Genomic DNA, 19,118 nt, shown 5'->3' with positions numbered 1-19,118 from the left:
AGGGGGCGGCGTCAAGTCGCCGCCCCCTGGGGGGAGTCGCCGGGGTGGGAACCGGGACGCAGTCGCCGGTCAGAGTTCCGTGCGGTACATCAGGTCCGTCTCGTGGGTGGTGAAACCGAGGCGCTCGTAGACGGTGACGGCGGCCTTGTTGTCGCCGTCCACGTAGAGCATCGCGGTGGGCCGGCCGCGCGCGGCCAGGTGGCGCAGGCCGGTGACGGTGAGCGCCTTGCCCAGGCCGCCGCCCTGGGCGCCGGGGCGCACCCCGACCACGTAGACCTCGCCGAGGTCCTCCTCGGCGTGCTCCTTGGTCCAGTGGAAGCCGACCAGTTCGCCGTCCTTCTCCGCGAGGAAGAAGCCCTCCGGGTCGAACCAGGCCTCGGCCTTGCGGTCGTCCAGGTCGCGCTGGGTCAGCGAGCCCTGTTCGGGGTGGTGGGCGAAGGCCTCGGCGTTGACGGCGAGCCAGGCCGCGTCGTCCTGGCCGGGCACGAAGGTGCGGACGGTGACGCCCGGCGGCAGGACCGGCTCGGGCAGCTCCGGGGCGTTCGGGCCGGTCAGCGGGCGGCGCATCTGACGCAGTTCGCGGAAGAGGGTGAGGCCGAGGACCTGCGCGAGGTGGCGGGCGGAGGCGTGGCCGCCGTGCGCCCACACCCGCAGGCGCTTGCCGGTGGCGGCGAGCAGGGCGCTGCCCAGCGCGCGGCCGTGGCCCCGGCCGCGGTGGGCGGGGTGGATCACCAGCTCGGCGGCGGGCGGCTCGACGAGCTCGGAGCCGTCGAGCTGGGCGTAACCGGCCAGTTCGCCGTCGTCCCCCACGGTCAGCAGCAGGTGGAGGATGCCGGGGCGGGGCTCACCGCTCCTCAGGTGCAGCCGGCCCTGTTCGGACACGGCGTGCTGGCCGTCCGCGTCCGAGGCGGCCGACAACAGGGCGGTCACCGCGTCGACCTGAGCGGGGGTGAGGCGGTCCAGGGTGTCGATCTGGCGAGGACTGAGAGGGCTGGTCATGCTCCGAGCCTAGGCCGCCCGCCGGCCACGTCACAGGCCGGCGGCGCGGTGTCCGCGCGACGGGGGCCGGCCGGTCGAAACCAGGATGTGACCCGCGGCCCCTGTCGCAGCTACGCGCGTTGACCCTAAGCTGCCGCTCAGCCACCCCACTGTGCACCTACTCATTCAAGAGGGGGGACCATGCCGCGGATCACCCGGCAGCGACGTACCCACCGCATTCTGATCACCGGCGCCGCGCTGGCCACCGTCGGCGCGCTGACCGCCGCGCTTCCCGCCGGCGCGTCCGACGCCACCCGGGCCGCGAGCGCCCGCACGGTCGACGTGCAGCTGCTCTCGTTCAACGACCTGCACGGCAACCTGGAGCCCCCGACGGGGTCCAACGCCCGTCTGACGGAGATTCAGCCCGACGGCTCGACCAAGACCCTCGAGGGCGTCGGCGGCGCCGAGTACCTGGCGGCCTCGCTGCGCACCGCGCGCGAGGGCCACCGCTACAGCGTCACGGCCGCGGCCGGCGACCTGATCGGCGGCAGCCCGCTGCTCTCCGGCCTGTTCCACGACGAGCCGACCATCGAGGCGCTCAACGAGCTCGACCTCGACGTGTCCGGTGTCGGCAACCACGAGTTCGACGAGGGTCTCGCCGAGCTGAAGCGCATGCGCGACGGCGGCTGCCACCCGACGGAGGGCTGCTACACCGACACGCCGTTCAAGGGCGCCGACTTCCCGTACCTGGGCGCCAACGTGACCCTCGAGAAGACCGGCAGGACCGCCCTGGCCCCGTACTGGGTCTGGAAGAAGGGGCCGGTCAAGATCGGCTTCATCGGCGTCACGCTGGAGAACACCCCCGGCATCGTCACCGCCGAGGGCGTCAAGGGCCTCGAGTTCCACGACGAGGTCGAGACGATCAACAAGTACGCCGACGAGCTGAACCGGCAGGGCGTCAAGTCCATCGTCGCGCTGGTCCACGAGGGCGGCGTGCCCGCCAACGGCGCGTACAACTACCTGTGCGACGCGGAGGCCGGCGGCGTCTCCGGCCCGATCGTCGACATCGCGAAGAACGTCAGCCCCAAGGTCGACGCGCTGGTCACCGGTCACACCCACAACGCGTACGTCTGCGACATCGCCGACCCCGCGGGCAACCCCCGCATGGTGACCTCGGCGGCGGCCTTCGGCCGTCTGTACACGGACACCACGCTGACCTACGACGTGGCGACCAAGGACATCGTGCGCACCGCGGTGGACTCGGCCAACCACGTGGTCAGCCGGAAGCAGGACCCCGCCGAAGACATCAGCACGCTGATCAAGCGCTGGAGGGCCCTGTCGGAGCCGGTGAGCAACCGGCCCGTCGGTCACGTCAGCGCCAAGATCTCCAAGGACGGCATCGAGAGCCCCCTGGGCGACCTGATCGCCGACGCGCAGCTCGAGCACGCCCGCTCGGTGGACCCGTCCACGGCGTTCGCCCTGATGAACCCGGGCGGCATCCGTGCCGAGCTCAACTACGTGCCCCGCGGCACCGAGGGGGAGGGCGTCGTCACCTACGGCGAGGCCTTCGACGTCCAGCCGTTCGGCAACACGGTGAACCTGGTCGACCTCAAGGGCGCGGACATCGTCGCGGCCCTGCAGCAGCAGGTGAGCGACAAGAACGCGGCCGCGCCGAAGATCCTGCAGGTCTCCGAGGGGCTCACCTACACGCTGGACATGACGAAGTCCGGCGCCGACCGCGTGGTCGCCGACTCGATCCGGATCCAGGGCCTGCCGGTGGACCTCACGGCCACCTACCGGGTCGCGATGAACAACTTCCTCACCGGCGGCGGGGACAACTTCCCGGCGCTCGCCAAGGGCACCGACCCGTTCGTCGGCAGCGACGACCTGACGGCGCTCGCGGACTACCTGACCGCGCACTCCTCCGCCACGTCGCCGATCGCTCCGCCGGCGGCGGACCGCATCACCATCGTGAAGTGAGGACCGTCGTCACGTGAGGACCGTCGTCACGTGAGGCCGACGGCCGGACGGCTTGGGGGCCGGACGGCCTGAGGACCCGACGACGAGAGGGCCGCCCCGTGCACTGCACGGGGCGGCCCTCTCGTGTGCGGGGCGGGCGGCGGGCCCGCCGCTCAGCCCAGCAGGAGCGCCGCGGGGGCGGCCAGGGCGAGCGGCAGGGCGACGCCCGCCGTGAAGTGCACGAAGCGGGACGGGTAGTCGTAGGCGGCGACCCGGTGACCCACCACGGCGCACAGACCGGCCACCGCGCCCAGCAGCGCGCCCTCGGTCCCGTCGCCCAGGAGCAGGCCGGCACCGGCCGCCACGGCGACCGCGAGGACCATGCCGGCCACCGGCGGCTTGGCCACGACGGCACGGACCAGGATCGCGGCGGCCACCGCGACGCCGCCGGTGGTCACCGCCTCCGGGGCGGCGGCGAGGTGGCCCGTGGCCAGGATGGCCAGTGCGGCGGCGGCGAGGGCGGCGGTGAGGCCGTACATCCGCTCGTCCGGCTCGGCGTGGCTGCGGAGCTGGAGGACCAGGGTGAGCAGCACCCACACGCCCAGCGTGCCGAGGACCGCGCCGGTGCCGTGCTCGCGGCCGACGACCAGGACGGCGGCGTCGGCGGCCAGCGCGCCGAGGAAGCCGAGGGCGATGCCCTGGCGGGCGGGCCACATGCCGTTGAGGCGGAACCAGCCGGCCGCGGTCAGGCCCTGCAGCACGACCAGCGGGAGCAGCAGCGCCCAGGAGCCGAGGGCCGCGCCCCCGGCCAGCAGCAGGGAGAGCGCGGCGGTCAGCGCGGCGGGCTGGATGCCGGGGTCGATGATCGGGGAGCGGCCCTCGGCGCGGGCGCGCTGGGCGTCCGTCACCCGGGCGTTGCCGCCGACGGTCGCGGGGCCGTAACCGGCGAGGTCCGGGCCGCCCCGGTCGTCGCCGGCCGGGGCTCCGCCGGCGGGCTCCGCCGCCGCGCCGTGCCCCGCCCGCGGATCCGCGGGGGTGGCGTGCGCGGCCGCCTGCGGGGCCTGGGCAGCGGCGCGCCCCGTGGCCTGGCCCGCGGCGTGCGCGTGCGGGCCGGTTCGCGCGCCGTCGTACTGCCCGGCAGTGCGCTGCGCGCCGTCGTACCGCGCGGCAGCGGCGTGCGCGCCGTCGTACTGCCCGGCAGTGTGCTGCGCATCGTCGTACCGCGCGGCAGCGGCGTGCGTGCCGTCGTACCGGGCGTGGCCGCCGTGCGTCCCGGGGGCCTCGGCGACCGGCATCGGGCCGCTGGAGTGCGGGTACGGGACCGCCGCGCCGGGCTGCGCCGGCGGCGGGTACGCCGCCCGCGCGGCCTGCGGCCCGTGGGCCGGCGAGGCGCCGAGGCGGGGCTGCATCTGGGAGTCCCAGGTGTTGCCCTGCCATTGCTGGGTGGTCTCCGACGGCGACGGCGGCTCCGGGTAGCCGTCACCCGGGCCGTGCGGCCCCGGGTACGGCTGCTCGTACTGGTTGCTCATGCTGTGGGGGTCACCCTCCTGCGAACGGCGGGAGCACCTCGACCGTGCCGCCCGGGGCCAGCCGTACGGTGTCGTGCCCGCGGGTCCCCACGGGATCGCCGTCGATCAGGAACGAGCAGCGCCGCAGTACCTGGGTGAGTTCTCCGGGGTGCCGTGTGCGGACCGCGTCCAGCGCGTCGGCGAGGGTGTCCGCGTCGAAGGACTCCTCGGCGACGCCGGCCGCGGCCTTGGCGGCGGCCCAGTAGCGCACCGTGACCTGTGCCATACCGTTCCTCGGCTGAGTGAACTGATGTGTGAACACGGTCAGGCTAGCGGCCCCGGCGGGCGGCGTCGGCCAGCCAGGTGCCGAGCCGCCGGGCCAGTGCCTCGTCCACGGCGTTCTCCGCGTGGCCCATGCCCTCCTCGAGCCAGAACTCGGCGTGGCCCCCGGCCGCCTCGACCAGCGAGCGCGGGTGGTCGAGGGGGAAGTAGGGGTCGCTGTCCCCGTGCACCACCAGCAGCGGGACGGGCGCGATCAACGGGGCCGACTCGACCGGCGAGGGAGGCACCGGGTCCCAGTCCCGGTGGTGGATGCGGGTGCGCAGCGCGAGCCGCCCGACCAGCCGCCCGGCCGGCCGCAGCACCACCCAGTGCAGCCGCCGCATCGCCGCCGTCCCCCGGTAGTACCAGCGGGCCGGGCCGCTGACCGTCGCGACCGCGTCCACGCCGGCGTCCGGCAGGGCGGCGTGCCGCACCACCACCGAGCCGCCCATGGAGAAGCCGGCCGTGGCGATCCGCCGGTGACCCAGCTCCCTCGCCCAGGCGACCGCGGCGGCCAGGTCGAGGACCTCCTTGTCGCCCACGGTGGAGTGCCCGCCGGACGCGCCGTGGCCCCGGAAGGAGAAAGTGATCACCGCGGCGAAATGTGAAAAGGAACGCGCTATTCGCCGCACGTGGGGCCGGTCCAGATCTCCGGTGAATCCGTGCGCGACCACAATCACCGGATGATCGGATTCCGCTCCGGGCGGATCGTATACAGCCGTTCCCGGCTCGTACGCGGCGTCGATGCTCACCCCGTCGGCCGTACGCAGAAAGGCTCTTCGGGGGTACCGGTGCTTTGTCTCAGCCTTCGGGACGTCACCCGAATCAGCTGTTTGACCTGCCCTGCCAGTGCTCATGTGGGTTATTCTGCTGGGCAGAGGACTCGGGCGACGCAGCCCCCGGGTCCTTTCGTGCATTAGAGCGAGCTGTATACGAGTCTGAAAGCGCAGGTGCACGGGACTTCTCCAGCACGACGCGGTGCGGCGAGGGGCCCCGGGGCGACGGAGCCCGCCACGCGCCGAGAGCAGTGCCGCAAACGTCCTCGCGGGGACCCAGGAGGAACCAGACGTTATGGGCAAGCCAGCCGTGCACCACCGGACCACCGACAGTGTGGAGACCCGATGAGCTCACTCCTGCTCCTCACCAACGCCCTCCAGCCCTCGACCGAGGTGCTGCCCGCCCTCGGCCTGCTGCTCCACAACGTGCGCGTCGCCCCCGCCGAGGGTCCCGCGCTGGTGAACGTGCCCAGTGCCGACGTCATCCTGGTCGACGGCCGTCGTGACCTGCCGCAGGTCCGCAGCCTCTGCCAGCTGCTCCGCTCCACCGGGCCCGGCTGTCCGCTGATCCTGATCGTCACGGAGGGCGGCCTGGCCGCCGTCACCGCCGACTGGGGCGTCGACGACGTCCTCCTCGACACCGCCGGCCCCGCCGAGGTGGAGGCCCGCCTGCGGCTCGCCGTCGGCCGCCTGCAGCTCACCGGCGACGACTCGCCGATGGAGATCCGCAACGGTGACCTCTCCGTCGACGAGGCGACCTACTCCGCCAAGCTCAAGGGCAGGGTCCTGGACCTCACCTTCAAGGAGTTCGAGCTCCTGAAGTACCTCGCCCAGCACCCCGGCCGGGTCTTCACCCGCGCCCAGCTGCTCCAGGAGGTCTGGGGCTACGACTACTTCGGCGGCACCCGGACGGTCGACGTCCACGTGCGGCGGCTGCGCGCGAAACTCGGCCCGGAGCACGAATCGCTGATCGGAACCGTCCGCAATGTGGGCTACCGGTTCGTAACTCCTGAGAAGGGCGAACGCCCCGCCGAGGACGCCAAGGGCCCGGCGGCCACCGGTTCCCGCGGCGCGCGTCCGGGCGCGAAGCAGGCGGAAACGGGACAGAGCATCCCCCAAATGGCCGCCGACGCCTGACGGAAGGGGTCCACGGGCGTTCGGCGGACCCTTCCGGGCCCGCCGAGGAGGGGGTCCGGCGTCGACAGCAAAGCGTAGATGTCCTGCCCAGAGGTGTTTCCATACGCGTAGACTCCGCGCGTGGCCAAGGTGACTCGGGACGACGTGGCGCGACTGGCGGGTACCTCGACCGCCGTGGTCAGCTACGTCATCAACAACGGACCCCGGCCGGTCGCCCCGGCCACCCGCGAACGTGTGCTGGCCGCCATCGCGCAACTCGGCTACCGGCCCGACAGGGTCGCCCAGGCCATGGCCTCGCGGCGGACCGACCTGATAGGCCTCATCGTCCCGGACGCCCGTCAGCCCTTCTTCGGCGAAATGGCGCACGCGGTGGAGCAGGCGGCCTCCGAGCGCGGAAAGATGGTCCTGGTCGGCAACACCGACTACGTGGCCGAGCGCGAGGTCCACTACCTGCGCGCCTTCCTCGGCATGCGGGTCTCCGGCCTGATCCTGGTCAGCCACGCCCTGAACGACCAGGCCGCCGCCGAGATCGAGGCCTGGGACGCCCGGGTGGTGCTGCTGCACGAGCGCCCCGAGGCGATCGACGACGTCGCGGTGGTCACCGACGACGTCGGCGGCGCCCGCCGGGCGGTGCGGCACCTGCTGGAGCACGGCCACCCCTACGTCGCCTGCATCGGCGGCACCGCCGAGACCCCCGAGGTCGGCGACCCGGTCTCCGATCACGTCGAGGGCTGGCGCCTGGCCATGGCCGACTTCGGCCTGACCACCGAGGGCCGCTGCTTCGAGGCCCCCTACAACCGCTACGACGCCTACCGGGTGGCGCTCGGGCTGCTCTCCGGCCCGGACCGCCCGCCGGCCGTCTTCTGCTCCACCGACGACCAGGCCGTGGGCGTGCTGCGCGCCGCCCGCGAGCTGCGGATCGACGTGCCCGGCGAGCTGGCGGTGGCCGGTTTCGACGACATCAAGGAGGCGGCGCTCACCGACCCGCCCCTGACCACGGTCGCCACCGACCGCAAGACGATGGCCCGCGCGGCGGTCGACCTGGTGCTCGACGACACCGTGCGGCTCCCGGGCAACGGGCACGACCGGCTGCGCGTCGTCCCCGCCCACCTGGTGGTCCGGCGCTCCTGCGGCTGCGACGGGGACCCGCAGCAGCCGTGAGGGGCGTACGCGAGGCTTGTCACAGCTGATCGACAAGCTCCCCTGCCGAGCGGCCCACGGCGTTACCGTCGAGACGAGCACTCCGCCGACCGTCCAGGTGCCGACCCGTCCAGGTAGGGAGACCCGCAGGTGCGTGCCGTTCGAATACTTCTCGTCGTGGCGCTGCTGCTCGGCGGACTGCTGGTGGCCGCGGACCGGATCGCCGTCGGCATCGCCGAGGACCGGACGGCCGAGGGGCTGAAGACCTCGCAGGGACTGCGGGACACCCCCGAGGTGTCCATCCAGGGCTTCCCGTTCCTCACCCAGCTCGCCGACGGCGACCTGGACGACGTGCGGCTGTCCATCGCCGAGTTCCCGGTCGAGGGGACCGACGGCAAGGAGACGACCGTCGAGGACCTCGACGCCCGGCTCCGCGGCGTCCGCCTGGACGGCGACCTGACGCCGTCGAGGGCGGCGCGGGTCGAGGGCGACCTGCTCGTCCGCTACGACGAGCTGCTGAAGGCCACCCGCACCGAGCCGCAGAGGGTCGCCCCCGGGCTGACCGCGGCGGTCGTGGGGCTCTCCGGCGGCGGCGAGGGGCGGATCAAGGTCAAGGTGCAGCCGGCCCTGTTCGGGCAGGAGCTGCCGGCGCTGAACGTGCTCGGGAAGGTCGCGGTGGAGGACGGGAAGCTGCGCGTGCGCGCCGCCTCGCTGCCGGACCTCGGCGTGAAGGTGCCCGAGGAGGCGGTGCGGTCGGTGACCGACTTCGACCAGGCGCTGTCCGAGCTGCCGCCCGGCCTGCGGCTCGCCTCGGTCCACCCGGGCGACGACGGCGTGCGTCTCACGGTGACCGGCGAGGACGTGAACCTCTCCAGCTGGTAGGCGGCCGCGGCCGTACGACGGGGGCCGGGCCGACGGGTCCGGCCCCCGGTCCGGCGGGGTCGGGACGCCGGGTCCGGCCCCCGGTCCGGCAGGCGGCTGTCGCCCAGTCGTCCGAGGCGCGAGACGGCCTGTCCGTCCCAGCGGCCACAGGGGCCCCGGGAGACCTGCGGGAGCCCTCGCGGGCGACTTCCGGGCGGCGAATGGTCCACATGGCGGGCATTCGCGTCTCAGGATGCGACACGCCGGTGACATGTCCGGTTCTCGCTCCTTAGGATCTGGGGCATGAAGCGACAGGCGGATCTCACCAAGCGGCGGGCAGTGGACCTGTGCCGCGTGGCCGCCATGCTCTGTCGCACTTCCTGACGGGAGAGCTCTCCCGTTCCCCGCGGCCCGCCCGACGGGCCCCTCGCGTGTGCCCGCGGCCGACGAAGACGCAAGCGCGCCGTTCCGCGCCCCGCGCCCACGCATCCCCGTGTTCGCCAGCTTTCAGCTGCCCAGCCGACACCCCCGCAACTGCCCCGGAGGAGATGGAGCATGAGCCGCAACGACGTCCTGGTCGACGCAGACTGGGTCCAGGAGCACCTGGACGACCCCGAGGTGGTGATCGTCGAGGTGGACGAGGACACCGCCGCCTACGACAAGAACCACATCCGCAACGCCATCAAGCTGGACTGGACGAAGGACCTGCAGGACCCGGTCCGCCGCGACTTCGTCGACCAGGAGGGCTTCGAGAAGCTGCTCTCCGCCAAGGGCATCGGCAACGACTCCCTCGTGGTGCTGTACGGCGGCAACAACAACTGGTTCGCCTCCTACGCCTACTGGTACTTCAAGCTGTACGGCCACGAGAACGTGAAGCTGCTCGACGGCGGCCGCAAGAAGTGGGAGCTGGACGCCCGCGAGCTGGTCGAAGAGGTCCCCGAGCGCGTCGAGACCCAGTACAAGGCGAAGCCGCAGAACACGGCGATCCGCGCCTTCCGCGACGACGTGCTGGCCGCTATCGGCAAGCAGAACCTGGTGGACGTCCGCTCGCCCGACGAGTTCTCCGGCAAGCTGCTCGCCCCGGCCCACCTGCCGCAGGAGCAGTCCCAGCGCGCCGGCCACGTGCCGACCGCCGCGAACATCCCGTGGTCGAAGAACGCCAACGACGACGGCACCTTCAAGTCCGACGAGGAGCTGAAGGAGCTGTACGCCGAGGCCGACGTCGACCTGGCCAAGGACACCATCGCCTACTGCCGCATCGGTGAGCGCTCCGCGCTGACCTGGTTCGTGCTGCACGAGCTGCTGGGCGTGGAGAACGTGAAGAACTACGACGGTTCGTGGACCGAGTACGGCTCGCTGGTCGGCGTGCCGATCGAGCTCGGCCCCGGTAAGTGAGGACGGACGACCATGTGTGGAGCTAAGGCAGGCGGCCCCGACGCCGCCGTCCGCCCCGGTGAGACCACCATCCAGGGCCAGGTGCTGCACGAGGGCGAGCCGGTGACCGGCTACGTCCGGCTGCTGGACTCGACCGGCGAGTTCACCGCCGAGGTGCCCACCTCGGCCACCGGCCAGTTCCGGTTCTACGCCGCCGAGGGCACCTGGACCCTGCGGGCCCTGGTTCCCGGCGGTCTGACCGCGGACCGCACCGTCGTCGCCCAGCAGGGCGGCCTGGCGGAGGTCGCCATCGCCGTCTGACGGCCGGACGACCACCTGCGACGACCCTGGCGCCGTCGCGCCGCATGCCTACGCTGGAGGTATGTACGCGCGACGGCGCCACGCCTATTTCGTGCTGATGGGCATCTGCCTCGGGCTCTTCGTCCTGGCCTGGGGCGTGGTGCGGCTGTGGTCCGTTCCGGCGGCGGTGGCCATGTGCGTGGTGGCCATGGTGATCCCGCCCGTCGCGGCGGTGGTCGCCAACCGCCGGGGACCGGACGACCGCTGGTGGGACGAGACCAGCGGCGACCGGCGGTCCGACGAGTGGTGGGACGAACTGGACGGCAGGCGGCGGCCGCCGCCCCGCTGAATCAGTAGACGAGGGCCTGGGTGTCCTCGCCCAGCGCCTCCTGGACGAACACCTGTGCGCCGGCGATGCGGACGCCCTCCAGCACGTCGGCCTCCGTGATCTCCCGGCGCGCCGCGCACTGCGAGCACAGGGTGACGGAGCCGCCCGCGAGGATCGCGTCCAGCAGGTCCGGCAGCGGGGCGGCGTGCGGCAGCGCGAACTCCGCCGCCCGGCCGGGCAGGGCGAACCACGCCGACTCGCCGGTCAGCCAGAGCGAGACCTCCACGCCGCTGGCGACCGCCACCGCCGCCACCGTGAACGCCTGGGAGCAGCGCTCGGGGGAGTCCGCGCCGGCGGTCACCTTGATCACCAGTTTCTTGGTCATGGCCGGATCGTAACCAAACTCGCTTGCAACCCCCAGGCCGGTCGAAGAGTCTTCCCGTTGGCATGCACGCGAAACCTCGCGGAGGTGCCCCGAATCCTTTCTGGGGGACGACTCTCTTGTCACACGACACGCCCAGGGAACCCGAGGAGGCCGTGCCCGCGCCGGGTGCGGCCCCCGGGGAGCCCTGGGCCACGCACACCGGCGGGCCCGCGCCGGAGCCCGCATCCGCCGCGGAGCCCGTACCGGCCACTGAGCCGACGCCCGCGGAATTCACGCCCGTCGCCGCGCCCGTCGCCGCGCCCGTCGCCGCTCCCGCCACCGCTTCCGCCCCGCGCCGCAGGGGTCGCACCGCGATGCTGATCGCCGCCGCGGCCGTCCTCGGCCTGGTCGGCGGCACCTGCACCGGATACCTGGTCCAGGCCGACCGGGAGCCCACCAAGCTGCCCTCGCTGTCCCAGCCCGAGCTGAGGCAGGCGAAGGGCGAGGGCCCGGACCCGCTCCCGGCCGCCCAGGACCGCAAGGTGAGGACCGACGGCGACCTGCGCAAACTGCTCCTGAAGACGCCGAAGGGCAAGAAGGAGCGGGAACGCGGGTGGATGGGCCTCGACGAGTTCTCCAGCCTCCACGAGGACGAGCTCTCCTCGGTGCCGGACGACCTGACCGACGAGATCCGCAGGGTCGCGAGCGTGACCTGGGAGGACAGCGACACCCGCTGGGTGACCATCAGCCTCCTCCAGTTCCGCAACGAGTCGGTGCTCGGATCGGTCCGGGCGCACGAGGGGCAGATGCGGTGGGCCTACCAGGGTGCCCGCGAGTACCCCCTCCCGGGGATCGAGGACGGGGCGGTGCTGGTGCTGAAGCCGCAGACCGAGCCCGGCTACATGACGTCGTACCAGGCGCACGCGACCGCCGTCCGCGGTGACATCGCCCTCCAGGTCTGGGTCAGCGACATCAGACCGGTCGGCAGGAAGATGGCCACGCAGCTGGCCGAGCAGCAGATGGAGCGGCTGTGACCGAGGCGAGGACCGAAGAGGCGCGAACTCCCGAAGCCGGTGAGACCGTCGAGGGGGCCGGAGCACCGGACGCCTTCGCGGCCGTACCGGCGGAGCAGGCAGCGAGGAAGCCCGGCAGGGGCCGCCGCATCGCGGTGGTCTCGGCCGTCGCCCTGGTGACCGCCGCCGCGGTGGCCGTGTCCGGCTTCACCTGGGTGACCGTGCGCGACGCCGACCGTGACCCGGGCAAGCCGGTCTGGAAGTACGCCGAGGCGCCGGACCCGCAGCCGTCCCCCGTCGAGACCGACGGACTGCGCGGAGCGCTGCTGAGCTGGGAGGACGACCTCTCCCAGGGACCGGACATGGGCGAGTACGGCTCCGACGTCGAGCTCAACGGCAAGCAGGCCGCCGCACTCGCCAAGGAGAGCTTCGACGAGCTTCCCCGGAGCCAGCGCAGGCAGCTCGAGCGGGAGATCGACAAGCGGCGCATGAAGGGGGTCGCGATGCGGAGCTACACCGTGCAGGGCCGCCGCGGCGCCTACGTGACCGAGGTGGTGCTCACGCAGATGAGCAACGAGAAGGACGCCAGGAGCGGCTCCATCGGGCGGCGCCAGATCTTCGAGAGCGTCAAGGACCTGGGGATCGCCGTGGCCGGGCCCAAGGTGCCGGGGCACGGGAAGAACGCCCGGTGCTACGTGATCGAGGCGGACAAGAAGGGCCGCAACGAGTTCGTGCACTGCGTCGGCCACCAGGGCGAGGTGACGGTCAGCCTCTCCGCGTTCGCGCCCCGGCCGATCGAGAAGAAGGACATCGCCGGACTCATGGGCAAGCAGCTGGACCGCATCGAGACCCCGGGGGAGGCGGTATGAGCGAGCAGGCCGTCGATCAGGCCGCACAGCCGCAGGAGCCGCAGGAGCCGACGCCGGTGCTGCCGCAGCAGTCCGCCACGGAGCCGCCGTCGCCCCCCACCGCCCCACCCGCGGCCGACGCCCCGCCGGCGCCCGCGGCGGATGCCCCGTCTGCGGTGGACGCCCCGCCGGCGCCCGTGACGGATGCCCCGGCTGTGGTGGACGCCCCGCCGGCGCCCGCGGCGGATGCCCCGTCTGTGGTGGACGCCCCGCCGGCGCCCGCGGCGGACGCCCCGCCCGCGACGGACGCCCCGGCCGCGTTCGCGGCGCCGGGGGCCGCCCTGCCGGTGGAGGCCCCGGTGACGGGCGCCCCGCCGGCCGAGGCCGGCAACCCCTTCGCCGCCCCCCGGGCGGCGGCCGGTGCCGAGCGGGCGAAGCCGGCCCGGGACCACCGGCGGCTGCTGCGGGCCGTGGGGCGGTGGACGGCCGCCGCGGTGGTGTTCGCCGCCGTCGGCACCGGCGCCGCGTACGGCATCACGTCCATGGAGCGCACCGACGTGCCGGGCCTGGCGACCGAGCCGGACGGCCGCTGGGACTACCCCGAGCTGGTGCGGCCGCCCCTGCCCGAGGGCAGCCCCGCCCCGTTCGCCGACGACAACCCGGCAGGCGCGCACCACGCGGACCTGCGCGCACTCCTGCTGCCGGCGCCCGAGGGCGCCACCGCGGACAAGGAGCTGGCCGGCGACGAGAACGGCTGGCTGAAGAAGAAGGCCTTCCTGGCCGCCTTCGAGAAGGACACCCGGGAGGACCTGTCGCAGCTCCTCACCGACAACGGTCTGCGGCACATCGCCGCCCGCGGCTGGACCATGCCCGACGGCACCCGCACCGAGATCTACCTGCTGCACTTCAACACCGCAGAGCAGGTCGAGGCCGGTGTCTGGGACTCCATGGCCACCTACGGCGAACCCGGTTTCCTGCCGGCGGGGACCGAGGCGTGGGAGGCCGACGAGAGCTGGCCCGCCAAGGCGGCGCTCGCGGACGTCCCGCTGCTCGCCTACCTCGAGGTCAAGCCCTACGGCGACGAGCAGAGCCGCCACGCCTACCTGAACGCCGGCGACACCCTCGCCGTGATCACGCAGACCAGGAAGGGCACCGCCCCGGCGGTCCCCTTCCAGCAGACGGTCGTGCTGCAGTCCCAGCTGCTGGGCTGACCGCGCGCTGCGACGCACCTCGTAGGAAGAGCCGGACCCCGGGCGCGTAAGCTGGGGTCCGGCTCTTGTGTACACCGCTATACCGCGCTCATCTGAGGAGCACCCGTGGAGATCTTCTTTTCGGCCCTGCTGGTCCTTGTCTGCCTCGGCGTTCTCGCCTTCGCGGGCCTGACCGTGAAGAAGCTGTACCAGGGCCAGCGCTGACCCGCGCCCCGACCGATCCGTTTACGCCCCTCGCGACGAAGAGCAACTCATGATCGAGATCCCGTCCGACCTTCACCCGGACCTCGTCCCGCTCGCCTTCCTGCTCGGCAATTGGGCCGGCGCGGGCGTGCACGACTTCCCCGGCTCCGAGAAGTGCAACTTCGGCCAGGAGGTCAGCTTCAGCCACGACGGCCGGGACTTCCTGGAGTACCACTCCCACACCTGGGTGCTGGACAACGACGGGAACAAGGTCCGCCCGCTGGAGACCGAGTCCGGATTCTGGCGGATCGACAAGGACCGCAACGTCGAGATCGTGATGACCCGCGACGACGGCGTCGTCGAGGTCTGGTACGGGCAGATGGCCGACAAGAAGCCGCAGATCGACGTCGTCACCGACGCGGTCGCGCGGACCGGCGCCTCCGGGCCCTACAGCGGCGGCAAGCGGCTGTACGGGTACGTGAAGAGCGACCTGATGTGGGTCGGCGAGAAGCAGACCCCCGAGGTCGAGCTGCGTCCCTACATGTCGGCCCACCTGAAGAAGGTCGTCACGCCCGAGGAGGTCGAGCGCTGGGCCAAGGCCCTGCCCGACGATATGCCGGACGACGGCATCGCCTTCTTCAAGTAGACCGGATCGCCCTAGACTTTCGGTGTGGTGAGCACCGACTGGAAGACTGATCTGCGGCAGCGCGGTTACCGGCTGACCCCGCAGCGGCAACTCGTGCTCGAAGCGGTCGAGACACTGGAGCACGCGACCCCCGACGAGATCCTCGGTGAAGTGAGGAGAACGGCGTCGGGGGTCAACATTTCCACCGTCTACCGGACCCTGGAGCTCCTGGAGGAGCTCGGCCTGGTCAGTCACGCCCATCTGGGGCACGGCGCCCCGACCTACCACCTCGCCGACCGGCACGACCACCTGCACCTGGTCTGCCGGGACTGCGGCGACGTGATCGAGGCGGACGTCGCGGTGGCGGAGGAGTTCACCGCCAAGCTCCGGGCGACCTTCGGGTTCGACACCGACATGAAGCACTTCGCGATCTTCGGGCGGTGCGAGCGGTGCGGGAAGGAACCGCCCTCCTCCGCGGGCCCCGCTCCCGCGCCCGGAGATCCTGCTGACCGAGACACGTAGGGTGATCGTATGAAGAGTCCCTTGCTGCTGCTGCCCGGCGCCGTCCCCGCCGAGGGTGTGGACGAAGGCGTCGCCGCGCACTACGGAGACCTGTTCCGCGAACAGCGGGCGCTGGCCGACGGCAGGGGCTTCGTGGACCTCTCGCACCGCGGCGTGGTCACCGTCACCGGCGACGACCGGCTGGCCTGGCTGCACCTGCTGCTCACCCAGCACGTCGAGAAGCTCCCCGCGCACCAGGCGACCGAGGCGCTGATCCTCTCCCCGCACGGACACATCGAGCACGCCCTGTACCTGGTGGACGACGGCGCCACCACCTGGGCGCACGTCGAGCCGGGCACCCAGGAGGCGCTGATCGCCTACCTGGAGTCGATGAAGTTCTTCTACCGGGTGGAGGTCGCCGACCGCACCGAGGAGTTCGCCCTCGTGCACCTGCCCGCCGGGTCGATCGCCGCCACCCCGGAAGGCGCCGTGGCCCGGGAGACGCCGTACGGGCGGGACCTGTTCCTGCCCCGGGAGAGGCTCGAGGAGTTCGCCGGGGCGCACGGACCGGCCGCCGGCATCCTCGCGCTGGAGGCGCTGCGGGTCGAGCGGCACCGGCCGCGCCTGGGCTTCGAGACGGACCACCGGACCATCCCGCACGAGCTGGGCTGGCTGGAGACCGCGGTGCACCTGCAGAAGGGCTGCTACCGCGGTCAGGAGACGGTGGCCCGCGTCCACAACCTGGGGAAGCCGCCGCGGCGGCTGGTCTTCCTGCACCTGGACGGCAGCGAGGTGCACCTGCCGCCGCCGGGCACCGAGATCCGCGACGCGGACGACGGTCCCGAGGGCCGCAAGCTGGGTTTCGTGACGACCTCGGTGCGCCACCACGAGCTGGGCCCGGTCGCCCTCGCCCTGGTGAAGCGCAACGTGCCCGTGGACGCCCGGCTGCTGGCCGGGGGGACGGCGGCCGCCCAGGAGGTCGTGGTCGAGCCGTAGGGCGCGGGGCTCCTGCCCGGAGCCCCCGCCCGCGGGGCCTCGGCCCTTGCCGCGCCCCGCGCCCTGCCGGGCCCTACATCTCCAGCAGGACGGTGAAGGGGCCGTCGTTGGTGAGGGACACCCTCATCTCGGCCCCGAACCGGCCGGTCGCCACCGTCGCGCCGAGCGCGCGCAGTCGCGCCACCACCTCGTCCACCAGCGGCTCGGCCACCGGGCCGGGCGCCGCCGCGTTCCAGGTGGGCCGGCGACCCTTGCGGGCGTCCCCGTAAAGGGTGAACTGGCTGATCACCAGAAGCGGCGCGTCCACGTCGCTGCAGGACTTCTCGTCGCGCAGGACGCGCAGCGACCAGAGCTTGCGGGCCAGCTGGGCCGCCTTCTCCGGGGTGTCCTCGTGGGTGACCCCGACCAGGACGCACAGCCCCTCACCAGTGATCTCTCCGACCGTCTCGCCCTCGACGACGACGCTCGCGCCGTCCACCCGCTGCACCACCGCTCGCATGGTCCCCATCATGCCGTGTCGCCGAACGGCTGTTCCGCCTGACCCCAGGAGGTTCGCACGCCCCCCAACAGGGGACGATCATGGACACTCGCGCACATTGCGGCCACTTGGGGTGGCACGATGCAGGTCCACACGCCGGTCGCGGGCGACCAAGGAGATGCTGGAGCAGATGAGGACACCGGGAACGCACATCGGCGGACGGGCGGCCGAGCGGGACGGGCAGGCGGTGGCGGGGCGCGCCTTCGCGCAGCGGACGCCCGCGCACGACATGGCGGCGGCCTCCGGGGCCGTGGCCCCGCAGGGGACGGTCTGCGGGGCGGCCAGGACGCCGGTGGCGGCCGTGCCGGTCGCCGGGCTGCCGATGGCCGAGATCCGCGCGCTGCGGCGCCGTGCGCAGGCCGACGAGGCGGACCTCAGCTACCTGCGGCGGCTGCTGCAGGGCCGGATCGACATCCTCCGCGCCGAGCTGGGCCGCAGGGGCCCGGCCGGCCCCGGGCAGGGGCCCGCGGCCGAGCTGGGGCCGGTCATGGAGCGGCTGCCGGAGATCCTCCGGGACGCCCCCGCCCGCCACCCCTCGTCGGCCCGGCACGTCACCTTCTCCGCCCCGCGGAGCGAGGAGTACCGGCGGGAGGCGGCCGGGATGCTGGACGAGGTCGGCCTCTCCGACCTGGCCGCCCGGACCGACGTGGAGCTGCGGGTGGCCCTCGCCCGTCTGGTGCGGCACGAGCGCGGGGTGTCGCTGCGCCGCCAGGAGCTGCAGCGCACCGCCGACGCGTGCGGGGCCGAGCTGGCGCGCAGGTACCGTGAGGGAGAAGCACAGGTGGACGACCTGCTGCTCTGAACCCTCCCGAAAGGCACCGCACCGTGTCCGAGCCGACCTCCGAGCCGACCCGCGTCCTCGCCGACGACCGCCCCGCCCCGGCCGCCGACCGGGCCGACCGGGTCGATCCGGCGGACCCCGCCGGCCGGGCCGCCGCCGCGGCGCCGGCCGCTCCCGCCGTCGAGCCGGTGCCGCTGGCCGAGGTGGTGCGCTCGGGCTTCGTGGAGGGGCGGCACCGCGGGCACCTGGTGCTGCTGGCGCCGGACGGGTCGGTGGAGTTCGCGCTCGGCGATCCGGGTGTGGCCGTCTTCCCCCGGTCGTCGAACAAGCCGATGCAGGCTGCCGCGATCCTGCGGGCCGGACTGGCGCTGAAGGGCGAGCGGCTGGCCCTGGCGGCGGCCAGCCACAGCGGGGAAACGTTTCACCGCGAGCTGGTGCGCGAGATGCTGGCCGAGTTCCGGCTGAGCGAGGAGCAGCTGGGCTGCCCCGTCGACCTGCCGCTGGACCCGGTCGAGGCGGAGGCGTACCTGGCCGCCGGCGGCGTCCGGGAGCGGGTCGCCATGAACTGCTCCGGCAAGCACACCGCCATGCTGGCCGCCTCCGCCCTCAACGGATGGTCGCTGGAGGACTACCTCGACCCGGGGCACCCGCTGCAGCGGCTCGTGCACGCGGCGGTCGAGGAGGCGGCGGGGGAGCCGGTGGCCGCGGTGGGCACCGACGGCTGCGGCGCGCCCCTGATGGCGATCGGCCTCACCGGCCTGGCCCGGGCCTTCCGCGCCTACGTCCTGGCGGAGCCGGGCAGCGCGGAGCGCCGGGTGGCGGACGCGATGCGGGCGTACCCGGAGTACGTGGCCGGAACGCGTCGTCCGGACACCTGGCTGATGCGCGAGGTGCCGGGAGTCCTGTCGAAGATGGGCGCCGAGGCGGTGCAGGCCGTGGCGCTGCCGGACGGGCGGGCGCTGGCGTTCAAGGTGGAGGACGGCGCGACGCGCGCGCTCGGCCCGGTGCTGGCGCGGGCGCTGCGCCTGGCGGGGGTCGACGCCCCCGTGCTGGAGCGCATCGGCCGTGCGCCGCTGCTGGGCGGCGGCCGGGAGGTCGGCTCCGTGCGCGCGGTCTTCTGAGCCTGGGCCGACCGGTGGTGCGGGGGTGCGGCCCCTCGTGGGGGGCCGCAGGGGCCCCGCCCGGTAGGGCGGGCACCCTGCCGTGAACTGCCCTGGTCGGACCTCCTTCCTGCCCGGCGCTCGCCGGCCGGTGGTGGACGGGACTGTGCTGGGGTGGTGCATCCGTAGCGTGCTCTTCAGTTGTGGGAGTGCGCTCCCGGCTCCCCTCCGGAGAGGAACGCTGCCGCGATCCGGCTCTGCCGCCAACCACCCGGC

At 73.3% G+C, this 19,118-nt stretch carries 22 protein-coding genes; 16 read left to right on the top strand and 6 right to left on the bottom strand.

Annotated features, from left to right (window positions below; genetic code table 11):
• Positions 1 to 69: 69 nt before the first annotated feature.
• Positions 70 to 999 carry a mycothiol synthase gene (gene mshD / locus Sfr03f_RS01950; protein WP_108951879.1) on the bottom strand — a complete coding sequence of 310 codons (930 nt, stop codon included), beginning with the start codon at positions 997 to 999 and terminating at the stop codon, positions 70 to 72.
• Positions 1,000 to 1,179: 180 nt separating this feature from the next.
• Between mshD and Sfr03f_RS01945 the strand changes: the two genes are divergently transcribed.
• Entirely contained in the window at positions 1,180 to 2,958 is a 1,779-nt protein-coding gene (locus Sfr03f_RS01945; protein ID WP_108951878.1) for a bifunctional metallophosphatase/5'-nucleotidase, read from the top strand.
• Between the two features lie 152 nt (positions 2,959 to 3,110).
• Here the strand turns inward: Sfr03f_RS01945 and Sfr03f_RS01940 are convergent, their stop codons facing one another.
• Genes Sfr03f_RS01940 through Sfr03f_RS01930 form a run of 3 tightly spaced genes read right to left on the bottom strand, consistent with a single transcriptional unit; the run spans position 3,111 to position 5,623 of the window.
• On the bottom strand, positions 3,111 to 4,466 hold the full coding sequence (locus Sfr03f_RS01940) for a hypothetical protein (protein WP_108951877.1): 1,356 nt from the start codon (positions 4,464 to 4,466) through the stop codon (positions 3,111 to 3,113).
• A gap of 10 nt (positions 4,467 to 4,476) precedes the next feature.
• Positions 4,477 to 4,731 (bottom strand): MoaD/ThiS family protein, encoded by a 255-nt coding sequence (locus Sfr03f_RS01935; RefSeq protein WP_108951876.1) that lies wholly within the window; start codon positions 4,729 to 4,731, stop codon positions 4,477 to 4,479.
• 43 nt (positions 4,732 to 4,774) lie between these two features.
• Positions 4,775 to 5,623, bottom strand: coding sequence for an alpha/beta hydrolase (locus Sfr03f_RS01930; RefSeq protein WP_108951875.1), 849 nt, complete (start codon positions 5,621 to 5,623; stop codon positions 4,775 to 4,777).
• Between the two features lie 264 nt (positions 5,624 to 5,887).
• Between Sfr03f_RS01930 and Sfr03f_RS01925 the strand changes: the two genes are divergently transcribed.
• From Sfr03f_RS01925 to Sfr03f_RS01900, 7 genes are all read left to right on the top strand, one after another.
• Positions 5,888 to 6,679, top strand: a complete 792-nt coding sequence (locus tag Sfr03f_RS01925) for a response regulator transcription factor (protein WP_108951874.1) — start codon at positions 5,888 to 5,890, stop codon at positions 6,677 to 6,679.
• A 120-nt stretch (positions 6,680 to 6,799) separates the two neighbouring features.
• Complete coding sequence (locus Sfr03f_RS01920; protein ID WP_108951873.1) at positions 6,800 to 7,840, top strand: LacI family DNA-binding transcriptional regulator; 1,041 nt, start codon at positions 6,800 to 6,802, stop codon at positions 7,838 to 7,840.
• Positions 7,841 to 7,969: 129 nt separating this feature from the next.
• Complete coding sequence (locus Sfr03f_RS01915) at positions 7,970 to 8,701, top strand: LmeA family phospholipid-binding protein (protein WP_108951872.1); 732 nt, start codon at positions 7,970 to 7,972, stop codon at positions 8,699 to 8,701.
• Between the two features lie 282 nt (positions 8,702 to 8,983).
• Positions 8,984 to 9,064: a putative leader peptide gene (locus Sfr03f_RS31615; protein WP_350240574.1), complete on the top strand. Its 81-nt coding sequence runs from the start codon at positions 8,984 to 8,986 to the stop codon at positions 9,062 to 9,064.
• A 171-nt stretch (positions 9,065 to 9,235) separates the two neighbouring features.
• Positions 9,236 to 10,075: a sulfurtransferase gene (locus Sfr03f_RS01910; RefSeq protein ID WP_108951871.1), complete on the top strand. Its 840-nt coding sequence runs from the start codon at positions 9,236 to 9,238 to the stop codon at positions 10,073 to 10,075.
• A 12-nt stretch (positions 10,076 to 10,087) separates the two neighbouring features.
• Positions 10,088 to 10,375, top strand: coding sequence for a DUF1416 domain-containing protein (locus Sfr03f_RS01905; RefSeq protein WP_108951870.1), 288 nt, complete (start codon positions 10,088 to 10,090; stop codon positions 10,373 to 10,375).
• A 61-nt stretch (positions 10,376 to 10,436) separates the two neighbouring features.
• Positions 10,437 to 10,703, top strand: coding sequence for a DUF3099 domain-containing protein (locus Sfr03f_RS01900; RefSeq protein WP_108951869.1), 267 nt, complete (start codon positions 10,437 to 10,439; stop codon positions 10,701 to 10,703).
• Position 10,704: 1 nt separating this feature from the next.
• On the opposite strand, the gene Sfr03f_RS01895 is transcribed toward Sfr03f_RS01900, so the two are convergent.
• Positions 10,705 to 11,067 (bottom strand): DsrE family protein, encoded by a 363-nt coding sequence (locus tag Sfr03f_RS01895; protein WP_108951868.1) that lies wholly within the window; start codon positions 11,065 to 11,067, stop codon positions 10,705 to 10,707.
• A gap of 116 nt (positions 11,068 to 11,183) precedes the next feature.
• Here Sfr03f_RS01895 and Sfr03f_RS01890 point away from each other — a divergent pair, with 116 nt between their 5' ends.
• The 6 genes from Sfr03f_RS01890 to ygfZ all read left to right on the top strand — a co-directional run bounded on the left by Sfr03f_RS01890 (position 11,184) and on the right by ygfZ (position 16,423).
• A complete protein-coding gene (locus Sfr03f_RS01890) occupies positions 11,184 to 12,080 on the top strand; it encodes a hypothetical protein (protein WP_245967341.1) in 897 nt (298 codons plus the stop codon).
• Positions 12,077 to 12,928 (top strand): hypothetical protein, encoded by an 852-nt coding sequence (locus tag Sfr03f_RS01885; protein WP_108951867.1) that lies wholly within the window; start codon positions 12,077 to 12,079, stop codon positions 12,926 to 12,928. The genes Sfr03f_RS01890 and Sfr03f_RS01885 overlap by 4 nt, the downstream gene beginning before the upstream one ends.
• On the top strand, positions 12,925 to 14,118 hold the full coding sequence (locus Sfr03f_RS01880) for a hypothetical protein (protein ID WP_359290720.1): 1,194 nt from the start codon (positions 12,925 to 12,927) through the stop codon (positions 14,116 to 14,118). The genes Sfr03f_RS01885 and Sfr03f_RS01880 overlap by 4 nt, the downstream gene beginning before the upstream one ends.
• A gap of 253 nt (positions 14,119 to 14,371) precedes the next feature.
• Entirely contained in the window at positions 14,372 to 14,947 is a 576-nt protein-coding gene (locus Sfr03f_RS01870) for a heme-binding beta-barrel domain-containing protein (protein WP_108951865.1), read from the top strand.
• A 24-nt stretch (positions 14,948 to 14,971) separates the two neighbouring features.
• Positions 14,972 to 15,448, top strand: a complete 477-nt coding sequence (locus Sfr03f_RS01865) for a Fur family transcriptional regulator (RefSeq protein ID WP_108951864.1) — start codon at positions 14,972 to 14,974, stop codon at positions 15,446 to 15,448.
• Between the two features lie 9 nt (positions 15,449 to 15,457).
• Positions 15,458 to 16,423, top strand: coding sequence for a CAF17-like 4Fe-4S cluster assembly/insertion protein YgfZ (ygfZ, locus tag Sfr03f_RS01860; protein WP_108951863.1), 966 nt, complete (start codon positions 15,458 to 15,460; stop codon positions 16,421 to 16,423).
• Positions 16,424 to 16,496: 73 nt separating this feature from the next.
• On the opposite strand, the gene dtd is transcribed toward ygfZ, so the two are convergent.
• A complete protein-coding gene (dtd, locus tag Sfr03f_RS01855; protein WP_108951962.1) occupies positions 16,497 to 16,922 on the bottom strand; it encodes a D-aminoacyl-tRNA deacylase in 426 nt (141 codons plus the stop codon).
• 157 nt (positions 16,923 to 17,079) lie between these two features.
• Between dtd and Sfr03f_RS01850 the strand changes: the two genes are divergently transcribed.
• Entirely contained in the window at positions 17,080 to 17,763 is a 684-nt protein-coding gene (locus Sfr03f_RS01850; protein ID WP_245967340.1) for an RsiG family protein, read from the top strand.
• 167 nt (positions 17,764 to 17,930) lie between these two features.
• A complete protein-coding gene (locus tag Sfr03f_RS01845; protein ID WP_108951960.1) occupies positions 17,931 to 18,863 on the top strand; it encodes an asparaginase in 933 nt (310 codons plus the stop codon).
• Positions 18,864 to 19,118: the final 255 nt, after the last annotated feature.

The sequence above is a fragment of the Streptomyces fragilis genome (assembly GCF_003112515.1).
Classification (GTDB): domain Bacteria; phylum Actinomycetota; class Actinomycetes; order Streptomycetales; family Streptomycetaceae; genus Streptomyces; species Streptomyces fragilis.
Note: the sequence above shows the minus strand (reverse complement) of the source record. Positions and strands in the feature narration are given on the sequence as shown.